Origin of the sequence: Brevibacillus sp. RS1.1, assembly GCF_013284365.1 — a bacterium.
GTDB lineage: Bacteria > Bacillota > Bacilli > Brevibacillales > Brevibacillaceae > Brevibacillus > Brevibacillus brevis_D.
The window spans coordinates 212,911-232,348 of the sequence record NZ_JABSVA010000005.1; the positions used below are offsets into that span (position 1 = coordinate 212,911).

The 19,438-nt window shown below is 47.3% G+C and carries 19 protein-coding genes, 1 pseudogene and 2 riboswitches; of the genes and pseudogenes, 4 read left to right on the plus strand and 16 right to left on the minus strand.

All coding sequences use genetic code 11. From position 1 onward, the window contains the following. The first annotated feature begins 44 nt into the window (after positions 1–44). Both HP570_RS18225 and HP570_RS18230 read left to right on the plus strand, forming a co-directional pair. On the plus strand, positions 45–653 hold the full coding sequence (locus tag HP570_RS18225; RefSeq protein ID WP_173626653.1) for a TetR/AcrR family transcriptional regulator: 609 nt from the start codon (positions 45–47) through the stop codon (positions 651–653). 21 nt (positions 654–674) lie between these two features. Next, a complete protein-coding gene (locus HP570_RS18230) occupies positions 675–2,207 on the plus strand; it encodes an aldehyde dehydrogenase family protein (protein ID WP_173626654.1) in 1,533 nt (510 codons plus the stop codon). Between the two features lie 23 nt (positions 2,208–2,230). Here HP570_RS18230 and HP570_RS18235 read toward each other — a convergent pair whose 3' ends face one another. The 12 genes from HP570_RS18235 to HP570_RS18290 all read right to left on the minus strand — a co-directional run bounded on the left by HP570_RS18235 (position 2,231) and on the right by HP570_RS18290 (position 16,630). Next, on the minus strand, positions 2,231–3,349 hold the full coding sequence (locus HP570_RS18235) for a Ger(x)C family spore germination protein (protein WP_173626655.1): 1,119 nt from the start codon (positions 3,347–3,349) through the stop codon (positions 2,231–2,233). Continuing rightward, on the minus strand, positions 3,346–4,434 hold the full coding sequence (locus HP570_RS18240; protein ID WP_173626656.1) for a GerAB/ArcD/ProY family transporter: 1,089 nt from the start codon (positions 4,432–4,434) through the stop codon (positions 3,346–3,348). Before HP570_RS18240 ends, HP570_RS18235 begins: the two co-directional genes overlap by 4 nt. Before the next feature lie 4 nt (positions 4,435–4,438). Further along, on the minus strand, positions 4,439–5,941 hold the full coding sequence (locus HP570_RS18245; protein WP_173626657.1) for a spore germination protein: 1,503 nt from the start codon (positions 5,939–5,941) through the stop codon (positions 4,439–4,441). 126 nt (positions 5,942–6,067) lie between these two features. Beyond that, positions 6,068–6,532: a 6,7-dimethyl-8-ribityllumazine synthase gene (gene ribH, locus HP570_RS18250; protein ID WP_015893048.1), complete on the minus strand. Its 465-nt coding sequence runs from the start codon at positions 6,530–6,532 to the stop codon at positions 6,068–6,070. A gap of 16 nt (positions 6,533–6,548) precedes the next feature. After that, the gene (locus HP570_RS18255) at positions 6,549–7,748 is read right to left on the minus strand and encodes a bifunctional 3,4-dihydroxy-2-butanone-4-phosphate synthase/GTP cyclohydrolase II (protein WP_173626658.1); all 1,200 of its coding nucleotides are present in this window, start codon (positions 7,746–7,748) and stop codon (positions 6,549–6,551) included. A 16-nt stretch (positions 7,749–7,764) separates the two neighbouring features. After that, positions 7,765–8,421 (minus strand): riboflavin synthase, encoded by a 657-nt coding sequence (locus HP570_RS18260; RefSeq protein WP_173626659.1) that lies wholly within the window; start codon positions 8,419–8,421, stop codon positions 7,765–7,767. A 19-nt stretch (positions 8,422–8,440) separates the two neighbouring features. Then, positions 8,441–9,547 (minus strand): bifunctional diaminohydroxyphosphoribosylaminopyrimidine deaminase/5-amino-6-(5-phosphoribosylamino)uracil reductase RibD, encoded by a 1,107-nt coding sequence (gene ribD, locus HP570_RS18265; protein WP_173626660.1) that lies wholly within the window; start codon positions 9,545–9,547, stop codon positions 8,441–8,443. Positions 9,548–9,678: 131 nt separating this feature from the next. Then, positions 9,679–9,823, minus strand: a riboswitch (FMN riboswitch). A gap of 112 nt (positions 9,824–9,935) precedes the next feature. Then, positions 9,936–10,084: riboswitch (FMN riboswitch) on the minus strand. Positions 10,085–10,151: 67 nt separating this feature from the next. Continuing rightward, on the minus strand, positions 10,152–10,820 hold the full coding sequence (locus HP570_RS18270) for an HAD family hydrolase (protein ID WP_173626661.1): 669 nt from the start codon (positions 10,818–10,820) through the stop codon (positions 10,152–10,154). Between the two features lie 152 nt (positions 10,821–10,972). Beyond that, a complete protein-coding gene (locus tag HP570_RS18275; RefSeq protein ID WP_015893053.1) occupies positions 10,973–11,905 on the minus strand; it encodes a c-type cytochrome in 933 nt (310 codons plus the stop codon). A 159-nt stretch (positions 11,906–12,064) separates the two neighbouring features. Continuing rightward, positions 12,065–13,444, minus strand: coding sequence for a sigma-54-dependent transcriptional regulator (locus tag HP570_RS18280; RefSeq protein WP_173626662.1), 1,380 nt, complete (start codon positions 13,442–13,444; stop codon positions 12,065–12,067). 7 nt (positions 13,445–13,451) lie between these two features. Then, on the minus strand, positions 13,452–15,638 hold the full coding sequence (locus tag HP570_RS18285; RefSeq protein ID WP_173626663.1) for an ATP-binding protein: 2,187 nt from the start codon (positions 15,636–15,638) through the stop codon (positions 13,452–13,454). Further along, positions 15,635–16,630 (minus strand): ABC transporter substrate-binding protein, encoded by a 996-nt coding sequence (locus HP570_RS18290; protein ID WP_173626664.1) that lies wholly within the window; start codon positions 16,628–16,630, stop codon positions 15,635–15,637. Before HP570_RS18290 ends, HP570_RS18285 begins: the two co-directional genes overlap by 4 nt. A gap of 150 nt (positions 16,631–16,780) precedes the next feature. On the opposite strand from HP570_RS18290, the gene HP570_RS18295 reads away from it, so the two are divergent. Together HP570_RS18295 and HP570_RS18300 are read left to right on the plus strand one after the other, a co-directional pair. After that, positions 16,781–16,921, plus strand: a complete 141-nt coding sequence (locus tag HP570_RS18295; protein WP_173626665.1) for a hypothetical protein — start codon at positions 16,781–16,783, stop codon at positions 16,919–16,921. Between the two features lie 119 nt (positions 16,922–17,040). Continuing rightward, positions 17,041–17,241 (plus strand): hypothetical protein, encoded by a 201-nt coding sequence (locus HP570_RS18300; RefSeq protein WP_173626666.1) that lies wholly within the window; start codon positions 17,041–17,043, stop codon positions 17,239–17,241. 282 nt (positions 17,242–17,523) lie between these two features. Here the strand turns inward: HP570_RS18300 and HP570_RS18305 are convergent. From HP570_RS18305 to HP570_RS18320, 4 genes and pseudogenes are all read right to left on the minus strand, one after another. Then, positions 17,524–17,676, minus strand: a pseudogene (locus HP570_RS18305) (LysR family transcriptional regulator); the annotation flags it as partial. A 207-nt stretch (positions 17,677–17,883) separates the two neighbouring features. Continuing rightward, complete coding sequence (locus tag HP570_RS18310; protein ID WP_173626667.1) at positions 17,884–18,528, minus strand: hypothetical protein; 645 nt, start codon at positions 18,526–18,528, stop codon at positions 17,884–17,886. Further along, the gene (locus HP570_RS18315; RefSeq protein ID WP_173626668.1) at positions 18,528–18,698 is read right to left on the minus strand and encodes a hypothetical protein; all 171 of its coding nucleotides are present in this window, start codon (positions 18,696–18,698) and stop codon (positions 18,528–18,530) included. The genes HP570_RS18310 and HP570_RS18315 overlap by 1 nt, the downstream gene beginning before the upstream one ends. Positions 18,699–18,766: 68 nt before the next feature. Next, positions 18,767–19,432, minus strand: coding sequence for a hypothetical protein (locus HP570_RS18320; RefSeq protein ID WP_173626669.1), 666 nt, complete (start codon positions 19,430–19,432; stop codon positions 18,767–18,769). Positions 19,433–19,438: the final 6 nt, after the last annotated feature.

The window sequence follows — 19,438 nt, forward strand, 5'->3', positions numbered from 1 at the left end:
AAAAACAGAAAAACTGGACAGTTGTCCAAAAAAGAGGTGAGAAAGTGACTACCCAGAAAAAAGCCGAAGCAAAACGGGCATTTTTGATTGAGCAAGCGACTGCTTGTTTGGCTGACAAAGGGTATGCCTCTGTTTCCTTGCGCGACATTGCCAAGGAATCTGGCGTCTCACTTGGCATTCTGCATTATTACTTTACAAGCAAAGAAGAGCTTTTGCTCGCTGTAATCTCTAGCTACAAAGGACGTTTTATGGAGGAGCTGGAACGCGAAGTACTCGCAGCTCCATCCGGAAAATGGTCAGCAGCTTTAGGCCGTGTTTTGTGCCGTAGTCTACAAGAAGATCGAAAGCTGCATCGGCTCTGGTATGACTTGCAGGTACAGGCCATGTACGTTCCAGTGTTTGGTGAACAGGTAAAAGTCATTCGATCCCGTCTGCATCAGCTCATCTCTCGTATGCTCGTACGATTGCAGCTCGAAGAACAAACTTCATTGACCATCGACGAAGACTCCGCAATCTCACTCATTTACTCTGCAATCGACGGATTCCTTTTTCATTTTTTACTCGATGAGTTACAGAGTCCGGAAGAAGCGATTGCCCGCTTTGAACAGACCTTTGCCCATTTGATGCATACACTCTTCTCATCTGAATCCTAATCTCCTGAATCGAGGTGAATCATGATGGCAGTCATGTCTATGCAAAATCCCGCCACTGGTGAGCAGCTTGGCTCTTTACAGGAAGCGACTCCAGCACAGGTAGAAGACGCGGTGGCACGTGCGCGGCTTGCCTTTCCAGCTTGGTCTACTACATCGTTGGCCAAGCGTCTGGACTATTTGACGCGGTTGCGGCACTATTTAGTCGATCATGGCGAAGAAATCGCCCGAAAAATTAGTGAGGCTACCGGAAAGGTTACGCTGGAAGCGTACATGACCGAAATTTTCGTCACCGTCGACACGATCCGTTTTTATGAAAAACATGCTTATCAGATGCTGGCCGATCAGCCGGTACCAACCTCTATCGTGCTGTGGCCGAAGAAATCGTATATCCACTACAAGCCAATGGGTGTCGTCGCGGTCATCTCTCCGTGGAATTATCCGTTTCAGCTTGCCATCATTCCTGTATTATCAGCCCTTGTAGCAGGCAATACCGTTATTTTAAAACCTTCCGAGGTGACTGCTTCTACCGGACTGCTCATTGAAGAGGTGTTTTCCGCTGTTTCAATGCCAGATGGAGTCGTGACCGTCCTTCATGGGGGACGCGAAGCTGGACAGGCGCTAGTGGCTGCTCGCCCAGATAAAATATTTTTTACAGGCTCTGTTGCGACAGGCAAAAAAATTATGGCTGCGGCGTCGGAGCATTTGATCCCTGTTGAATTGGAGCTGGGTGGCAAAGACCCGATGATCGTGTTCGAAGACGCTCATCTGGAGCGGGCAGCAAATGGCGCGGTGTGGGGGGCTTTTACGAACTCGGGACAGGTGTGTATGTCTGTCGAACGGCTTTTTGTCCATGAAAAGGTATATCCTGATTTTCTCAAGCTGGTCACCGAAAAGACAAAAGCATTGCGCCAAAGCTATCCGGATCAGGCCGAGGTCGGTTCGATGACGTCTTCCCAACAAATCGGAATTGTCCGTGAGCATGTGAACGAAGCACTGGCCGCTGGGGCGACTGCGGTCACCGGAGGGCTTCCTTCCTCTGACAGCATGTATATCGCGCCGACCATTCTCACAAGCGTGACATCTGACATGAAAATCATGCGGGAAGAGACCTTTGGTCCAGTGTTACCCATCATGACTTTTGCCACCGAAGAGGAGGCTGTTCGTCTGGCTAACAGCTCACCGTACGGGCTGAATGCCTCCGTCTGGTCAGGCGATAAAACAAAAGCGGATCGCGTAGCTCGTCAGCTCGACAGCGGCAATGTGTGCATCAACGACGTCATTATCAGCTACGCCAATCCCCATCTTCCTTTTGGAGGGGTCAAACAGAGTGGCATCGGTCGTTATCGCGGGCCTTCAGGATTGCAAGCCTTTACGCATAGCATTTCTGTCATCCATGATCCGGGCAAACGCAAGCGTGAGTTTAATTGGTATCCGTATACGAAAGATCAGGAGCTCACCTTTATTGGTTTGACGAATCTGCTGTACGGCAAGCTCCAAAATGTAAATCACCGGACTTTGGGTGCGATTTGGCGCGAATTCAAGCGTCTGTTCTAACCACAGCGGAATGCTGCTGCTCCTTATTTCAGTGTGCCAAACCCGACGATGTCCACATGAACTTTGATACTGAATTTTGCTTTTTTATATAGGGCGAGACCCGTTTCGCGTGTCCATTTGCCAACATATTTTTGGCGAATGCTCTCCTCGAGCTGCGACGGGTCAACCCCTTGCTTTTGAAAACGTACCAGCATTTCCATGCTTTCCTTACTGATCCGTTTCTCAAGCTCTTGAACCATGGTCCGAAATTGACCCCGCTTCTCCAAATCCTTGCTGCCTGAATAGCCCACCAGCATCCCTCTCACCCGAAGCTCGATGTGGATGACAGGCTTTTTCATGTTACCATTGCTTCTTACTTTCGTTTTTGCCCGTACAAAATCGAAGACGACCTTTTCCGTTTGTTTTTTACCTGTCTTCGCTTCGTGCTTGAACTCGAAGCTCATACGGGGCAAGCGCTTTCTACCCAGAAACCCCTGAACCAGCTTTCCCTCTCGCTGTGAGTACATTCCAATCATCTTGTCCACTCGAAAAAGGGCCACCTTGGTGATCTGAATCTCTCCGTCACTGCGGATAAGATAAGGGAGATTGGGGTCCATCGTGTTGCTGGTCATCATAAAAACAAAATCGTGAATGGTCGCAAAAGACGAAAAGGCCGTTTCCATTCGCGGACGGAGCAAGTTGTTCATATACGTGTTGATTTCCGGACTGTGGCTATAGGTTCCTTTGATAACATCTTTCGCTTTTCCTTTTACGATGGCAATGTATACATTTTCTCCGACAATCGGATTGCGATAGAGATCAAGGATGACTTTTCCGATCCCTACTTTGCGTGCGTATTCTTCCCCGAACAAAATCACGCGCAACTGCGAGAGCGACATTGTCCTCTCCGCTTTTGTCGCGAGATTCAGCATCGCCTCACTCGTCATCGAGGCATACGTAGCGTACACTTGCGTGGATTCTTTATTTTTGGAGGGAACCGGTACGGATACGGTGACATCTATCTTTTCACGATCCACATAATCGAAGCCCATAACCCCAATCATGGCCATGTCTTCCAGTGACGGCCGTTCAAGTTCGCCCCCACAACCGCAAAGGCTGAGCAAGAGGATAACCGTAACAAAGAACCTGCTCGCCCTCTTCATGATACCCGCTCTCCTCTACCGAACCTCAAGGAATGAAGCAATAACAAAAAAATCGGCCATAAGATCAATCCATAGGCCATATAAACAGAAACCTTGTCATAAATGTAGCGTTGTCTTTCTACAGATAATGGTCCCACAATGAATAGAAACGAAATGATTGTCGGTAAAAACAGATGCCACAGCTTCGTCTTGCCTGCCATTTCTTCCAGACCGGTACGGGCAACCCACAAATATCCCGTACTCGTGCTGAGAATGAGGAAGACCCAGAGACCAATCCCGAGATTTTCGATCCGCTCCAAAAAAGACAGCTCTACAGCCTTAAACAAATTCAATACAGGATAAATAAGATTGTCCATTTGCCATTCGGAAAAATAAGATACGCTTGTGATCAGAATCAGGACGTATAACAAAACCACGCTCCATACCCCAATCAGCACATGCTTCTGTGCCTTGTTCTTCTCTTGGATATATGGATAGAAAAACAGGACCAATTCATACCCCAGCATGCTCGCGGAAGAATTGTGTATGGTTTCGGCTATACTGCGCCAATCGGTATTAATAAGAGGAAAAATATGCGTGATTCCTCCCTTTTGAAATCCGTACTGCAAAAGAAAAACCATCCAGCCCGTAAAAAAGAAGGTTAGCAGACAAAAACGCGCGATCAATTTGATGCCGCCATTTGTAATGTAGACCATGACCAAAGTCAATCCGATCAAAGGTAATGTGACTGTCTGATTGTTCAGCATGGAGGTTTGCACCAGCCTAACATATCCTTCATTGGCGGTAGATACACTCAGAATGGCGTAGAGGATAATCAGCACATTGAAACAGCGTCCCAGCCATTTTCCCAACAGCTTTTCGTGAATCCGAAAAAGATTATCCTCTGGATAGCGACGACACAAGGCCATCATTGGAATTAACGTTAAGCTGACGATGCTTCCCAACAAAATCGGAGACCACCACAGATTGTAGCCTAGTTTGCTAGCAGAATGAGCCAATCCAAGTAAATTAACACCCACCATCGTATTCATAATCAATCCGATTACCAGGATCGGATTCAGGCTGGCAATTCTCCCTCTATCCATCCCCCTAGTCCTCCCCAACTGGCCGGACATGCTTTTGCTTTGCCCGGGACATGCGGTTGCGATTGACGATAAACCTCAATGGTGCACGTACGAGACCATTCATCAAATCCGTCCATTGACGCGGAACTCCCGGGGTCATGTACGGCGTACCGAGTGAAGTCAAATTGAGTAAATGCGCGAATAAAAACGCCAGTGTCAGCATCTGGCCGTACATGCCCAATACACCTGCCATCAGGATGAAACCATAGCGAACGAGCCGAATCGCATTACTCATCAAAAAATTGGGTGGCACAAAAGAAAGCAATGCCGATACAGAAACAAGGACGATCAGGATATTACTGGCTAACCCCGCTTGTACAGAGGCTGTCCCGATCACGATACCGCCAACGATACCGATTGTCTGACCGATTTTAGTCGGCATGCGTATCCCCGCTTCCCGCAAGATCTCGATGACGAGCTCAATAATGAGCACCTCGATCACGGGTGGAAAAGGCACCCGACTGCGCGATTCAGACAAAATCGTCAGCAAAGCGGGAGGAAGCATTTCCGGATGATACGTCAAGACAGAGACGTAGCTGGAGGTGAGCATAATGGTGATAAACAATCCGAAAAAACGAATCATCCGCAGCAAGCTCGCCGTAGACCATCGATTGTAAAAGTCTTCGGGGCTGCTAAACATCTCCAGAAAGGACGTCGGACAGATCGCGGCATCCGGGCTGCCATTCAGCATGATTACGATCCTGCCGTCCAACAAAGCTGCTGCTGCATTGTCAGGCCGACCCGTCAAGCCAAACTGCGGGAACGGAGAGTACGGCTTGTCCTCCAGCATTTGCTTTAGGACTGGCATCCCGACAAATCCATGGTAATTGACATTGTCGATCCTTTTTTTCACGCGCTCCACATTTTCCGCGTTCGCGATGTTCTCCAAATAAATCACGGCTACCTTGTTGTGCGCCTCAGTGCCGATCGTGTAGCTCGATACTTTCAGATGAGGTGTAGCGAGTCTTCTCCGAAGCAAGGACAAATTGATCTCCAGCATTTCAACAAAGGAGTCTTGCGGTCCAAGGACGGTCGCCTCCGTCTCGGATTTCGTAATGGAACGATGCGCGACCTGAAATGTATTTACATGAAGAATGAGATCCCTTTCCAGAAAAAACAAGATGGTATGACCGCGTAGCAAGTTACTCATCAACGTCTCCATATCGCCAAGAAGACATTCCTGTGAGAAAGGGAGCACCTCCATCGGATCTCTACCATCGGAACGCTGCAACGGAAGAAAGACATTCTCATAAATCTGGGACACATCCACCAGCGTATCGAGAAAAAAAACGTGTACCTCCTCGTCATTCATCTTCAATGACAAGCTGCTGAGGTCATCCACGTTTTGCATACGTTGTTTTACCATATCCGGTGTAATTTGTTCGCTTCGCCGCGCATGAACCGAACGGATGCGCTGCTTTGCTTGTATGGCCTCTACTTGCGCTCTCCACCAATCAGTCGGCTTCATGCTAGATCCCCCTTTTTTTCAGGAAAATCTTTCTTACTTTGACCTATCTGTGGTTACTTTATCCAAAAAAATAGAAAACGGGAGCCGAAGCCCCCGTTGAACTATCTCGCTACCCATATGAAATGATTAGGCGAACTGCTTAGATAAGTTAGCCATTTCGATCGCTGCCGTTGCTGCTTCCCAGCCTTTATTGCCTGCTTTGGTTCCTGCTCGCTCGATGGCTTGCTCGATATTGTCTGTCGTCAAAACACCAAAAATAACGGGTATCCCAGTCGATAGTGATAGAGACGCAACTCCTTTTGCGGTCTCATTGCAGACATAATCGAAGTGTGGAGTGGAGCCACGAATAACAGCTCCCAATGTAACCACCGCATCATAGCGACCGGATTCCGCCATTTTTTTGGCGATCAACGGAATTTCAAACGCTCCCGGTACCCATGCCACGTCTACCTGCTCATCCTCTACGCCGTGACGCTTCAGGGCATCGAGAGCCCCTCCGACCAGCTTACTAACGATTAATTCGTTAAAGCGTCCTGCCACAATCCCTACACGCAAGCCTGTTCCAACCAAATGTCCTTCGAATGTTCTCATCGTTTATTCCCTCTCCTTATCCGTTAAGTTGAAGCAGGTGACCCAGCTTCTCTTGTTTTGTTGATAGGTACTGTTTGTTGTGCATATGCTCCGGCGTTTGAAGCGGCACCCGTTCTTCTACTGCTAATCCGTAACCGGTAAGCCCGCGGATTTTTCGTGGGTTGTTGGTCAAAAGCCGCATGCGTTGCACGCCTAAATCCCGCAAAATTTGCGCACCGATACCGTAATCTCGCAGATCAGCGGCGAATCCTAGCTTTTCATTGGCCTCAACCGTATCCAAGCCTTCCTCCTGCAGCTTGTAGGCACGCAGCTTATTAATCAAGCCAATGCCTCTGCCCTCCTGGCGCATGTACAATAAAATGCCGCGTCCATTCGCTTCGATCTGTTCCAATGCTGCGTGCAGTTGTGGGCCGCAATCGCAACGATGAGAGCCGAAAATATCTCCTGTCAAGCACTCCGAATGCACGCGGACGAGAATGGGCTCATCCGGTCCGATCTCTCCCTTGATGAGAGCTACATGCTCTTTGCCATCCAGCTCATTCGTGTAAGCTGCAATCCGAAAATCACCGTAGGCGGTCGGAAGCTGCACTTCGATTTCCTTTTTCACCATGGATTCCGTCCGCATCCGATACGCGATCAAGTCTGCAATGGTAATCAGCTTGAGATCAAAGCGGCGTGCGATCTCTACCAATTGCGGCAGACGTGCCATAGAGCCATCTTCATTCATAATTTCGCAGATCACTCCCGCTGGAATGCCCCCCGCCAAGCGAGCCAAATCAACTGCCGCCTCTGTATGTCCCGCTCTGCGCAATACACCGCCAGCCTTCGCGATTAACGGAAAAATATGTCCCGGTCTGCGGAAATCGTCTGCGACCTTCTGCTCGTCAAGCATCGCCAAGACCGTCTGAGAGCGCTCATGAGCGGATATCCCTGTATGTGTACTCCCTTCATCGATAGACACGGTAAAAGCCGTTCCTTGCTTGTCTGTATTGGCATTCACCATCGGAGCCAGCTGCAAGCGAGTCGCGTGCTCTTCTGTCACTGGTACGCAAACGAGTCCCCTGCCATGTGTGATCATGAAGTTGATCATTTCAGGCGTAGCCGCTTCGGCCATGCAGACAAAATCTCCTTCGTTTTCCCGATCCTCATCGTCTACCACGATGACCGCCTTGCCCTGACGCAAATCTTCCAATGCTTCTTCTATGCTGTGAAACATGCTTTCTCCCTCCTATTCACGCGAAGCCGTTTTCCTGTAAAAAGTCTAGACTGAGCCCGCCAGATTTTTCTGTACTGCCATGGTTTTGATAACCTAACAAACGCTCCACATATTTGCCGATGACATCCGTTTCGAGATTTACCAAGTCCCCAGGGCGTCTGTCTGCAAGACTCGTATTCGCCAGCGTATGCGGAATGATCGAAACGGTAAAACCGCTATCGTTTACCTCCACCACAGTGAGACTGATGCCATCTATGCAAATCGATCCACGGGCAATAACGTACTTCAACAGCTGCAGTTTGGCCTCGATCCGAAACACGACAGCATTCGCATTCACCTCTCGTGAAGCAACCATTCCAGTCCCGTCTACATGTCCGGAGACGATATGACCGCCGAATCGGTCCCCCAGCCGCATCGCTCTCTCCAAATTCACTCGCTGCCCATTGCGTAATTGGCGCAAGCTCGTCTTGTTCATCGTCTCTGGCATCACATCGACGCTAAACTGGCGATTGGTATAAGAAGTAACGGTCAGGCAAATACCATTGACCGAGATGCTGTCACCGAGTTTCACCCCTTCGAGTACCTGGTGTGCGCGGATGACCAGTCGACTCGCCTGCTCGTTCCCTTGAATCGATTCCAACACGCCCACTTCTTCGACCAGTCCTGTGAACATGCTCTCTCCTCCTCACTCGCTACGTCTGATCCTCCCATTGTGGGTACCCGCTGATCTGTACATCGCTTTTCCCGATCGGCGTGATCGTGACATTTGCCAGCTGTACCGCTTCTCCCATCGTCGAAAAGCCTTGACCTCCGAATGGCGAAGGTGCACTGCTTCCCCCGATCAGCTTTAGCGCGATATGGCTCACGACCTTTTGAATCGCTCTCGCCTGCAAAAAGGAGCCATTGACCTCCTGCCCGCCTTCCACAAGCAGCGAGGTAATTCCCAGCTCTCCCAACGTATCCAGCACCTTTTCCACGCGAATTGGCCCTGCCGTTGAGATGACCTTTACTCCTCTTGCCGCAAGTAGCTCCTGCTTTTCCTTTGGGGCTGCATCTGTCGCAAAGATCCATGTCTTCGCATCTGCATTCTGGACCACACGGGCATCCAGCGGCGTCCGTAAATGGCTGTCCAAAATCACGCGAACTGGTTGGCTTCCAAAACGCTGCTCTTCCTGACGCGCCGTCAACAGTGGGTCATCCGCGAGAATCGTCCCAACCCCAACGAGGATCGCATCGTGCTGCCTGCGCAGTTCGTGCACCTCTGCCCGAGCCTCTGCACCAGTAATCCATCGACTGTGTCCCGTGAACGAAGCGATTTTTCCATCCAATGTACTGGCCGTCTTTACCGTCACAAATGGACGTCTGGTTTGGATGTAATGGAAAAAGACTTCATTGAGCGCCTTCGCTTCCTCTTCTCTCACGCCCACCGCTACTTCCACTCCTGCTGCCCGCAGCATCTCCACTCCTCTTCCCGCCACCAATGGATTCGGATCGAGCGTCGCTACAACGACACGACGTACATCAGCTGCGATCAACGCCTCTGCACACGGCGGTGTTTTCCCATAGTGACTGCAAGGCTCCAAGGTCACGTACACGGTCGCACCTTGCGCTTTTTCCCCAGCCATCCGCAGTGCGTGCACCTCAGCATGGGGCTCTCCTGCTCGCAGATGCGCTCCCATTCCGACGATGGTTCCATCTTTCACAATCACAGCTCCGACCATGGGATTCGGACTGGTTTGACCTCGTGCCGATCGTGCCAATTCCAGCGCCAGATCCATGTACTTGCTGTCCTGTTCCATACCGCACTCCTTTCTGTTCCATCATTCCAGCCAAACAACACAAAAAGCCCTTGAAACCTCAAAGCGTTTCAGGGCATAGGGAAAGAAGCTTTACCTCATCCGTTTTCCAAAAAAAACAAATGAAGAAAGCACATAATCTTCTTCCATCCGGACTGTACCGTCGGCTCTGGACTTTCACCAGATCAGTCGCTGCAAGTGTGGTCAGCGAGTCGCGGGCTCAGACGTACGTACGCCATTACCGCCGGTCAGGAATTTCACCTTGCCCTGAAGATTGTCGCTATGAAGTTTTGTGAAAAATAAAAACGCCCATGAATATTATGCTCAGGGCGTTCAGAAAGAAGCCTTGCTTCTACCGTTTTTTGAAAAAAACAGCGAAACAGGCCGTTCCAAATACCTTCTCCCATCCGGACTGTACCGTCGGCCTTGGATTTGCACCAAGTCAGTCGCTATCAACTGCTTACGATAGCGAGTCGCGGGCTCAGACGTGCGTTCGTCATTACCGCCGGTCGGGAATTGCACCCTACCCTGAAGGCTGGTATTCAGTTAGGCAAAGTATAGCATATTTTTCGCGATAGTCTGTAATCATTTATGGGAGAAGTGCACTTTACCCTTGCTCGCACATTTCGAGGACCGTCAGTAGTTCTTTTAAGTCCCTAATGTATGCCCTTGGCACAACACCATTTCGCTCCATGTCCTGCTCGTTCCCTTGATAGGCAATAAAAGCGACTTGTCCGTCGCATGCCGCCTTACCATCGATCCACGAATCCCCGATCATCGTCCAAGCTGAAACAGGCCAATCCGGCTTGCGGCTGCGAATATAGTGAATGCCCGATGGAGATGGCTTCAAGATCGTCATCTGCTCGCGGGCGACGATTTCGTCAAAGTAAGAGGCGATTCCCGTCTCGTTCAAAGCCTCCTCCGCAGCGGCATAAGCGTTGTTGGTCAGGATATACAGCTGATAGCGGTTCTTCAATTCTTCTAACACTTCTACCGCGTGCTGCTCCAGCACAGCTCCATGCATCCCTTCCTTCTCGATCGCGGTTACCGCATCCCACATCGCTTGCTCCAGCTCTCTCGTCATTTGCTCTGCTTTTCGCCCGATCTCAATGAGCTGTGATGCGGTATGCTTTTCCCACTCAAGTGTGGGAGAAACGATCCCATTGTCCACCCATAGCTGAAAGATGGCCCGCTTCATCTCTGCGAAGTTGATCCTGGATTGCAATAAGGTATTGTCCATATCGAAAATAATGCCTTTTTGAAAGATTTTACTCATTTTGGGTCTCCTTTTTTGATAATACGCGATGCTTGTCCAAGAATGACGGAATAATCTGGTGCGCTCCTCCCATTTTATCAAAAAGAGGACTACCCCTCCGTCATTTTATAACTTTTGGGACAGTCCCCTTTCTTGGGTTCGGTATTGAGTTCCTATTGCTTCTTCTTGGCGCTGTCTACTTCATACGGCACATCCTTTGGAACGCCTCCAGCTGGCCAGTCTTGTGCCTTTTTGGCAAAGTCCGGACGCGGCTTGGACAAAATATAGGCAGCTAGGTCCGCTGCTTCTTGATCGGTTAACGAGCCTTGCTTAATACCGCCCATTTCCCCTAGAGGCATATTGCGCTGAATGTAGCCAGCAGCTTTGGAAATACGGGCCATACCTGCACCAATATTGAAGGAGTTATCCCCCCATAGAGCTGGTCCAGAGTTTGGTCCTGTTCCTGAACCATCAGCTGCGTGGCATTGTAAACACGATTTTTGAAAGAGGGCTTCTCCATTTGCCACATTCGGTTGAGGTACGCTCTTCATATCATTTTTCTCTATCCACGGGCGCTCTTTAATGCCTACTGGTACATCTGTTGAGATATACGACAGATAGGCTACCATCGCTCTCATTTCATCGCTGTTATAAGGCAATGGCTTTCCGTTCATGCTTCGTTGAAAACAACCATTGATGCGATCTTCAATGGTAACCACTTTGCCAGACCTTGGAATGTACTGGGGATAGACTGCGGTGACACCCGTTAAAGGGGAGGTCGCATCCATTCCGGCATTACCGTGACAGCTAGAGCAGGAGAGCTTATTCCCTGTGTATTCAGGGATCACTGTGCTCGTTTCATTCATTAACTTATGTCCATACTTAATCGATTCTCCCAATGGCCCTTCTGGCACCTTGTCCATACTAGGCGGGGTGTAGGAATCTAGATTGATTGCTCCCGATGCCCCACTCGCTGTTTTATCTTTGGCCTCACTCGCTGTTGAGGTGGGTTGGGCGGTCTGCTGTGTAGCGCAGCCAGCAAAGACTAGCATCGCCACTACAACCATGGACAGCTTCTTCCAGCCTGTCTTCTCTTTTTTGATCATAGGTCTCACTCCTCCATGTTGATCGTGTATTCACTAGGGTAAGAGTAGCAAGAGGCGTGCCAAGCCATAAAAGCTGGAAAACGAACGACTTGGGGCTTCCAAAGAGCAAGAAAAAGAAAAGACCATGCCAAAATGTCATGGTCAGTTCGCGACAAAATGTCACGGTCGCAGCTCGTACTCTTCGATTTTTCGATACAGATTACGTACACTGATCCCCAGCTTCTCAGCTGTCTTGGTCTTGTTCCATTGGGAAACGTCCAGCACATGCTTGATATGTTCTCGCTCTACATTTTTCAGTAAAAATGCCTCTTCCTCGCCCGTTTCTGCTGATGAAAGGAGCTTCCGTTCTAATGGGTTGTGAGGTACTGGCTGTTCATGCGGAAAGAGATCCTTGTCGTCTATCTCCTCTCCTTTTGCCAAAACGACAGCGCGTTCGATCATATGAGCCAACTCCCGAACATTCCCCGGGAATGAGTAGGCCAAAAGAGCTGCCTGCGCTTTCACAGAAAGCGGTTTGACCGGATACTTACGCTTGAGGCGATTCAAAAAGAAAGCAGACAGTGGCAAAATGTCCTCTCTTCTCTGCGTGAGGGGTGGAATTGTTATATCCATGACATGCAGCCGGAAATAAAGATCGGATCGAAACGTTCCTTCTTCCACTTTCTTTTCCAGATCGGCATTGGTAGCAGCGATGATCCGCACATCCACCTTGTGCAGAATCGGGCTCCCTATTCGGCGAAATTCACCGGTTTCCAGAAAACGGAGTAGCTTGACCTGCAAAGGAAACGGCAAATCCCCTACTTCATCCAAAAAGAGCGTTCCTTGATGGGCAATCTCTACCAGTCCCTTTTTCTGAGCAGTTGCGCCTGTAAAGGCTCCCTTTTCATGCCCGAACAGTTCACTTTCCAGCATCGTTTCTGGTATTGCTCCCAAATTGATCGGTACGAATGCCTTTGATGCTCTCTCACTATACTCATATATGAGTCTCGCGATGACATCCTTCCCTGTCCCACTTTCCCCTTTCAAGAGAACGAGAAAATCCGTACTGGCTACTCGCTTGGCAGTAGCTAGGACCTCCTTTAGCTTCGGGCTTTCCGCAACGATTTGAAACGTCGTTTTCCCGTTTGTCGATAGCGCTTCTCTCAACTGTTGGTTTTCCTCGGTCAACTGCTGTTTTTCGACGGCCTTGGAAATCAAAACCTCCAATTCATTGAGGTTGTAAGGCTTTGTCAAATAATCATAAGCGCCGCGTTTCATTGCTTCGATCGCTGTTTCGATGGTTCCGTGTCCCGTCACAACAATGATTTGAATCGCAGGAGCGGTTTCCTTGCACCATTGCAAAAAGGAGAGACCGTCCATCCCGGGCATTTTCAAATCAAGCAGAATGACATGAATCGTTTCGCTGGTTACTAGCTTCTGTGCGCTGATTCCGTCAGATGCTTCCAGCGTGGTATATCCCTTTCTTTTCAATCGACTGGTTAATAGATGGCGGAAATCTGCTTCGTCATCAACAATGAGTATACGTGTGTCAGTGTGCATCTTTAGTTCATTCCCCCTTTGCCGACGGCAGGATGACCGTAACAGTCGTGCCTATGTTTGGCGTACTTTCGATCTCGATTTCTCCGCCTAAATTCGTCACAATCCCGTAGCAGACTGATAACCCGAGACCAGTCCCTTTTCCAGGAGGCTTGGTTGTATAAAAGGGCTCCAAAACGTGTGGCAAATCTGCTGCGGGTATTCCGCATCCATCATCTCTGATCCACAGACGGAGTCTATCAACCGATGGAGAATCCGTTGCTATCTCAATAGTTCCTCGCTCCTCGGTCGCGTACAACGCATTGGTTAACAGATTGAGCAAAATCTGCTGAAGCTGTCCAGGGGTAGCAAGAAGAAAAGGAGCAGAGGCCGACAGAGACTGGTTCACTGTTACCTGTTTGACACGTATTTCATGGGACAGAAGAATGAGAATGTCTGATAGGACTTGATGAATATCTACTTTTTCTACGATAACGGGTGATTTCCCCGAAAAGTGCAGCAATCGGGTCGTGATTTCCTTGCAGCGGTTAATTTGTTTGTCCATCGTGTCCAAGTATTGGGTAAGCTCTCCTGTGTCCTGTAACTCTCGAATATCCTCTTCCACCAGACGGTCTCGCAAGTCTTGTCCATACAACGACAGAATGCCTAATGGATTATTGATTTCATGAGCGATGCCCGACGCCAAGAGTCCAATAGCAGCGAGCTTGTCTGCTTGTGCGATTGCGGCTTCCAGCTCTCGTTTCTCCGTGATGTCCTCGATAACCTCTAGAAAAGCAGACGACTCTTTCTCCGGATACAGAGGGAAAACCTGATGGCGATAAGAGCGGACACGTCCATCTTGATCGACTCTAGACGAAATAAGGTCAGTCTGCTTTTCGTTTACCATTTGTCGCGTTCGGAGCATGCAACTATTGCATGAACTGAATTGCTGACCAATCGTCAGGTGGCAGTCTTTCCCTAGGAGATTCGCGGCATCCTGGAACCACGCCGACGCTGTTTGGTTAATCCAGCGAATGCGAAAAGATTCATCTACGAGAATCAGCCCCATCCCCATACCACTGACGACAAGATCAAGCCGTTTCTTTTCATCCAGAAGCTGATTGGTTTTCGTCTCCAGACTCTGTGCCATTTCATTGCAGGACGCTGCTAGTCTGCCAATTTCATCTGAGGTCGTCACTGGTATTCGCACGGATAAGTCGCCACCTGCGATTTTTTGCACAGCGGATTCGATCATTTCCATTAATCGGCTAAATGAGACAGAAAACACAATGCTAATCCCCAACACGATAAGTGCGATGAATAAGGTCGTAAAGAGCAGAGACTGTTCCAATTTTGAAAAGGCAGCAAACGCCGTTTGGCTCGACTGCTCCAGCATAATGACCCAATGTGTGACAAAGGAGCGCATGGCATAGTTGACCATGACATCTCCATTGGAGGCTTGATACGTACGGATAACAGGCTTGTCTGTTCGATCTGGTAGTGTCCAGGAGGGAGGAACCGCTTGTTCATAATAGGTCAAGGAGCCATCAGAAGGCTTGCCCAGCATAAACGGATCTGCAAACCGATCGCTTTTCCCATCTGTGACAAACAAATAGGCCTCGTTTTCATATCGGGCTCGCAGCGTGACTTGTTCCAGCAACTGCTTTACATTGAGCTTTGCGTACATGCCGCCTTTTACACCGTTGGCAGATACATGAGGGATCGCGACTGTTACCAGCAGCTTCCCTTCCGCTGATCGGACAATGCTTCCGATGTATGGCTTTCCTGACTGGATGGTGGGAAGAAGTTGGTTGTCCTGCTCCCTGGTTGTGTCCAGTCTTTGGTGCTTCCAGCGATTCAGCAAAAACTGCGGCTCTCCATCCTGATGAAACAGCGCGACCTCCTCCATGTAAGGGGAGGTTTTCAATAACGTATTCAACAAAAAATAAGCATCTTCATCGCTAGGGCGCTCATTGAGAAAACGCTGCTGAACCACCTGCATGGATTGGGAAGTGTGTAAAAAAAGCATATCCAACTGTGCCAACGTATTTTCCACGTAGATCTGATTGGCTCTGTCTACCTCTTCTCGAACCTTTTCTTTACTGGTATGCAGATTGATTGAACCAAGAATCAGAAAAGGGATGATGGACATGCATAGTCCAAACAGGAGCATCTTTGTCTTCAGTCGATTGATGCGCGGTAGTCTGCTCCTCCTCATTTGTCCTTCACTCCATACCATTCCTGTGCCAGTGACCACTGTTGATCGGTTACAGTAATCGGAAGCTTGGACAGGGAAGTCGCATTGACAACGAATCGCACGTCATCCGGCCATTCGATAGACAGAGCGGTAGGCGGCACTCCATCCAACACCCGCGCCACCATATGAGCAGCCTGCATGCCTTGTGCATGAAAAGAAACGCCGTAAGCGGCATACAAACCAGCCTTCACCTGCTCGGGGTAAGAGCCCATGACAAACAATTGCTTCTCGATCAAAAGAGGCAAGCAATCGGTAATCGCGTCTTCCAGAACATAGCTAGGTAAAGGAAGCATGGCGTCGTATTCTCCTGGAGAGAGCCTACTGAGCAATAGCTCTAAATCTCTTGGGGAAGCAACCTGCTCCACCTGCAAGTGAACACCGAGCAAAGAAGCAGCTGACCCTGCTTCTACGATGGCTTGCTCTGTCGTAGGAGCATGAGAATCGGCAATGACCAGAATGCGCTTGGCATCAGGCAACAAACGCGTTGTCAGCTCCAACCTTTTCCCAATCACATTCATTTGGCCATTGCTGATTCCACACGTAACCGTCCCCTCTGTCTCAACAAGTGGTAGCTCGACCAAGGAAGCGACACCAATAAAAACGATAGGAACCGTCGTTGTCTCCTGTTGAATCAAAAAGGTCTCGTGCGCCCCTGTCGTGACGACGACATTAGGCTTTTTGGAAATCAGGTCCTGGACAAGAGAGCGCTCCTCTTCAAGAGTTCGAGCCGTATTCAAATAAACAGGCACATACTGAACACGTACTCCTTCACCGAGACCTAACGATTGTAATCCCGCCTTTAATCCCGCTACTTTATCTTTTCGATCCTCATTGGCAATCACTATTCCTATCGTGTACAGATCGACGTCCTGTTTTTGCTGACTACTGGACCAATCGAGCAGAGTTCCTGCCACTAATATGAGGAGAAAGAGGATTTTCCTTTGTTTTTTCATAGGTATCACATCCATCTCTCATCATAGCGGCAAATGATTGCAGAAAATGTGAATAATTAACAAACCTTGGTCTAGAATACGGAGTGCTCCGAATCATATATTTTTTATATGTAATGGTTACATCCCAGTGAAAGAGAGGAATGAAAGAAAATGAGTTTGAAAGTTAAAAAAGTCATGCTAGGTCAAGTGGCACAGCATCCATATAACGTCTATATACAGTTCGTTAACGAAGAGAAAGCCGACATCGTATCTATCACATTGTTAGAATGGTCAACAATTGGGACTACCTGAGAAAATGCAAAATCGCCCCATTTCTGACTATCTCAGGAAGTGTCTCTGGGGCAACAGAAAGAGTATCCTCCCCCTTACCAGACCATGCCATCTCTGTTTTTCCCTGTCAAGGACGCTCTATGAAAAAGACGAGTATTCATGCAGGATATGCACCAGGAAAAAGCACGAAAAATAAGGTAGTTGATTATGTTAAAAGCAACTTAAGAGATACAGGTGGAGCTGTAACCTCAGTTGCCAAAAATTCTATTGGAAATGTATTGTTTGGAAAACAATACCATATAGAACTAACAACTAAGAGACGAGCAATGCTCGTCTCTTAGTTGTTTCTTAAAAGATTAATCTTATAATTGCGTGACCGATAATCCAAATAGCAACTACTAAAAGTTGTTGTTTCAAAGATAGCTTAATTTTTTGATAAAGTCGGAAATATAAGAATATAAATATATAGGCTCCAATTATATCGAATAAGATCAAGGTAGCTTCACCTAGTAATACAACCAATAAATCATTCATATTTTATTAAACACTCCATTCAAATCTTGAACTTTCACTAAGTAGATAAGAAAACTTTTTTAGTTTGAAAGTTTCTTTTTTGTAGCTGTACTCCGCTCCAACAGTTTCACACCAAGTTCTTCCTCAAGACTTTGAATTTGTTGAGTCAAAGGAGGTTGCGTCATATTCCATTTACTCGCAGCGCGATTGAAATGCAGTTCTTCTGCTACTGCAATAAAGTAGCGTAGTTTTTTCAAGTCCATAGACGCGATTTTCCTTTCTAATAAGTGATCTCGTCAATTCATAGATCCAACCATTTTTACTCGCTAATCGTATTCGTGTCAAACCCTCTCTTTTTCATGTTCCTTCACGACAAAAAGCGACAGCAGTGCACTGTCGCTTTTTCTATTCAGTCATTATGGTGAGCTTGTCGGCGGCTCTTAGCGTTCGATGCCCATTTCAAGCGATGATCAATCAGTAATTGAGCGCAAATATATTCCCTCCGTAGAACAAATCCTTTGGAGTAGCTCAGTGTATTTATCATCACCCGAATATAAAGGTAACGAAAAATCAAAATTTGACCATATACAAATCTTCATATCTTCAAAAATAAAAACGGTAGGGACTTTCTCACGAAGCCCTAATTCAAGGAATAATTCAAAATCATGCAGATTATTTATTTTCATACTCAAACTATCAGATGCTTTCAATTCCGAATGAATCTCTTTAACCCTTATTTTTTTATTCTCACTATCTAGAGCAACTGCTGCTATTTCCACGTTTACATTAGGTAATGTTGTTTCAATCCAAACAGAATTGTACGCCCAAAGTTTACGGAATACCTGTTTAAATTTCTCTTCTTCTCTTAGATAGGAATGAATTAAGGTAGGATTATCATGCGTCATATCAAAAAAGATATTTACCTGTTCAAAAACAGTTTGATTTTTTATTTGCAAGGGGAATCTATCCAGAGTAAAACTTTTTTGTGGGAACCGTTCCGCCACAAGATGGCTATGATCTAAGAGAGCCGTATCACACTCTATATCTTTTTCCTTATCCTCTGATGGAGACCATTTCTTTCCCCATATGCCCTCAACTATCTTAGTGATATTCATCAAATTTCCTCCTCAAGCTTATTCTCGAAGGATTTTACCTGTATCATCCAATGTAGCCTTTCGATTACCTTTACTATCTCTAAGTTTCCATGCACTTCCACCATGAGGCTTATTGCCCCGATCTTTTTGAATACTCCAACCGGTTTTTTCATTTTCTCTGGTTTTTCCATCTATTCTCTTATCAAACTGACCTAAATCAACACCATCACCTTTATCATTTAAAAGCCTTTTAGGAATATCATAGTAGTATATTATTCCTTTTATAGTTAAAAGCTTCTACAATTTCATCAGCCATCGCAGTAAATGAATCTTGAAATGCTTCTATTATTTCGTCAAACTTTGGCTCTATTTCATCCCAATAGTATCCGACAACTGCTCCAGCACCAACAGCAATTAGTACTCCAATAATATCTCCAATAGGTAATGGCCCATCAGCTGCGGCTGCTGCTATACCCCCACCAACTGCCATAAACGAATAGTAGACTGGTCTAGGTAATTTTAATCTATCAAGTTTAGTAGATAGAATATCCAACGGATCTGCTTTTAGCGCTGTTTTATTAGCCATTTTCCCCATTTCATTATTGACTTTCTCAACCTTTCCTATCACTTCCTCATGATAATCTAATAAACTGGAATCACCAGTCTCACTTTGTTTTACCATAAAATTCACAAATTTTTGTTGAGCTTCAGGAGTAAGACTATTAAACACTTTTTTAGCAAGCTCTTCCTCAGATAGTCCTTCTGCAGCTTCCATACTTTTATCTAATTTATATAAAGATTCTATCACATCATTTCTTTTTGCTGAGTTACTTACATCATGCATCGCCATAGTTGGTGTCAATACATTGAATAGTAAAGCAGTAGTTAAAGAGGATGCTACTAAGATATGCTTTTTCTTTTGCATAAAATT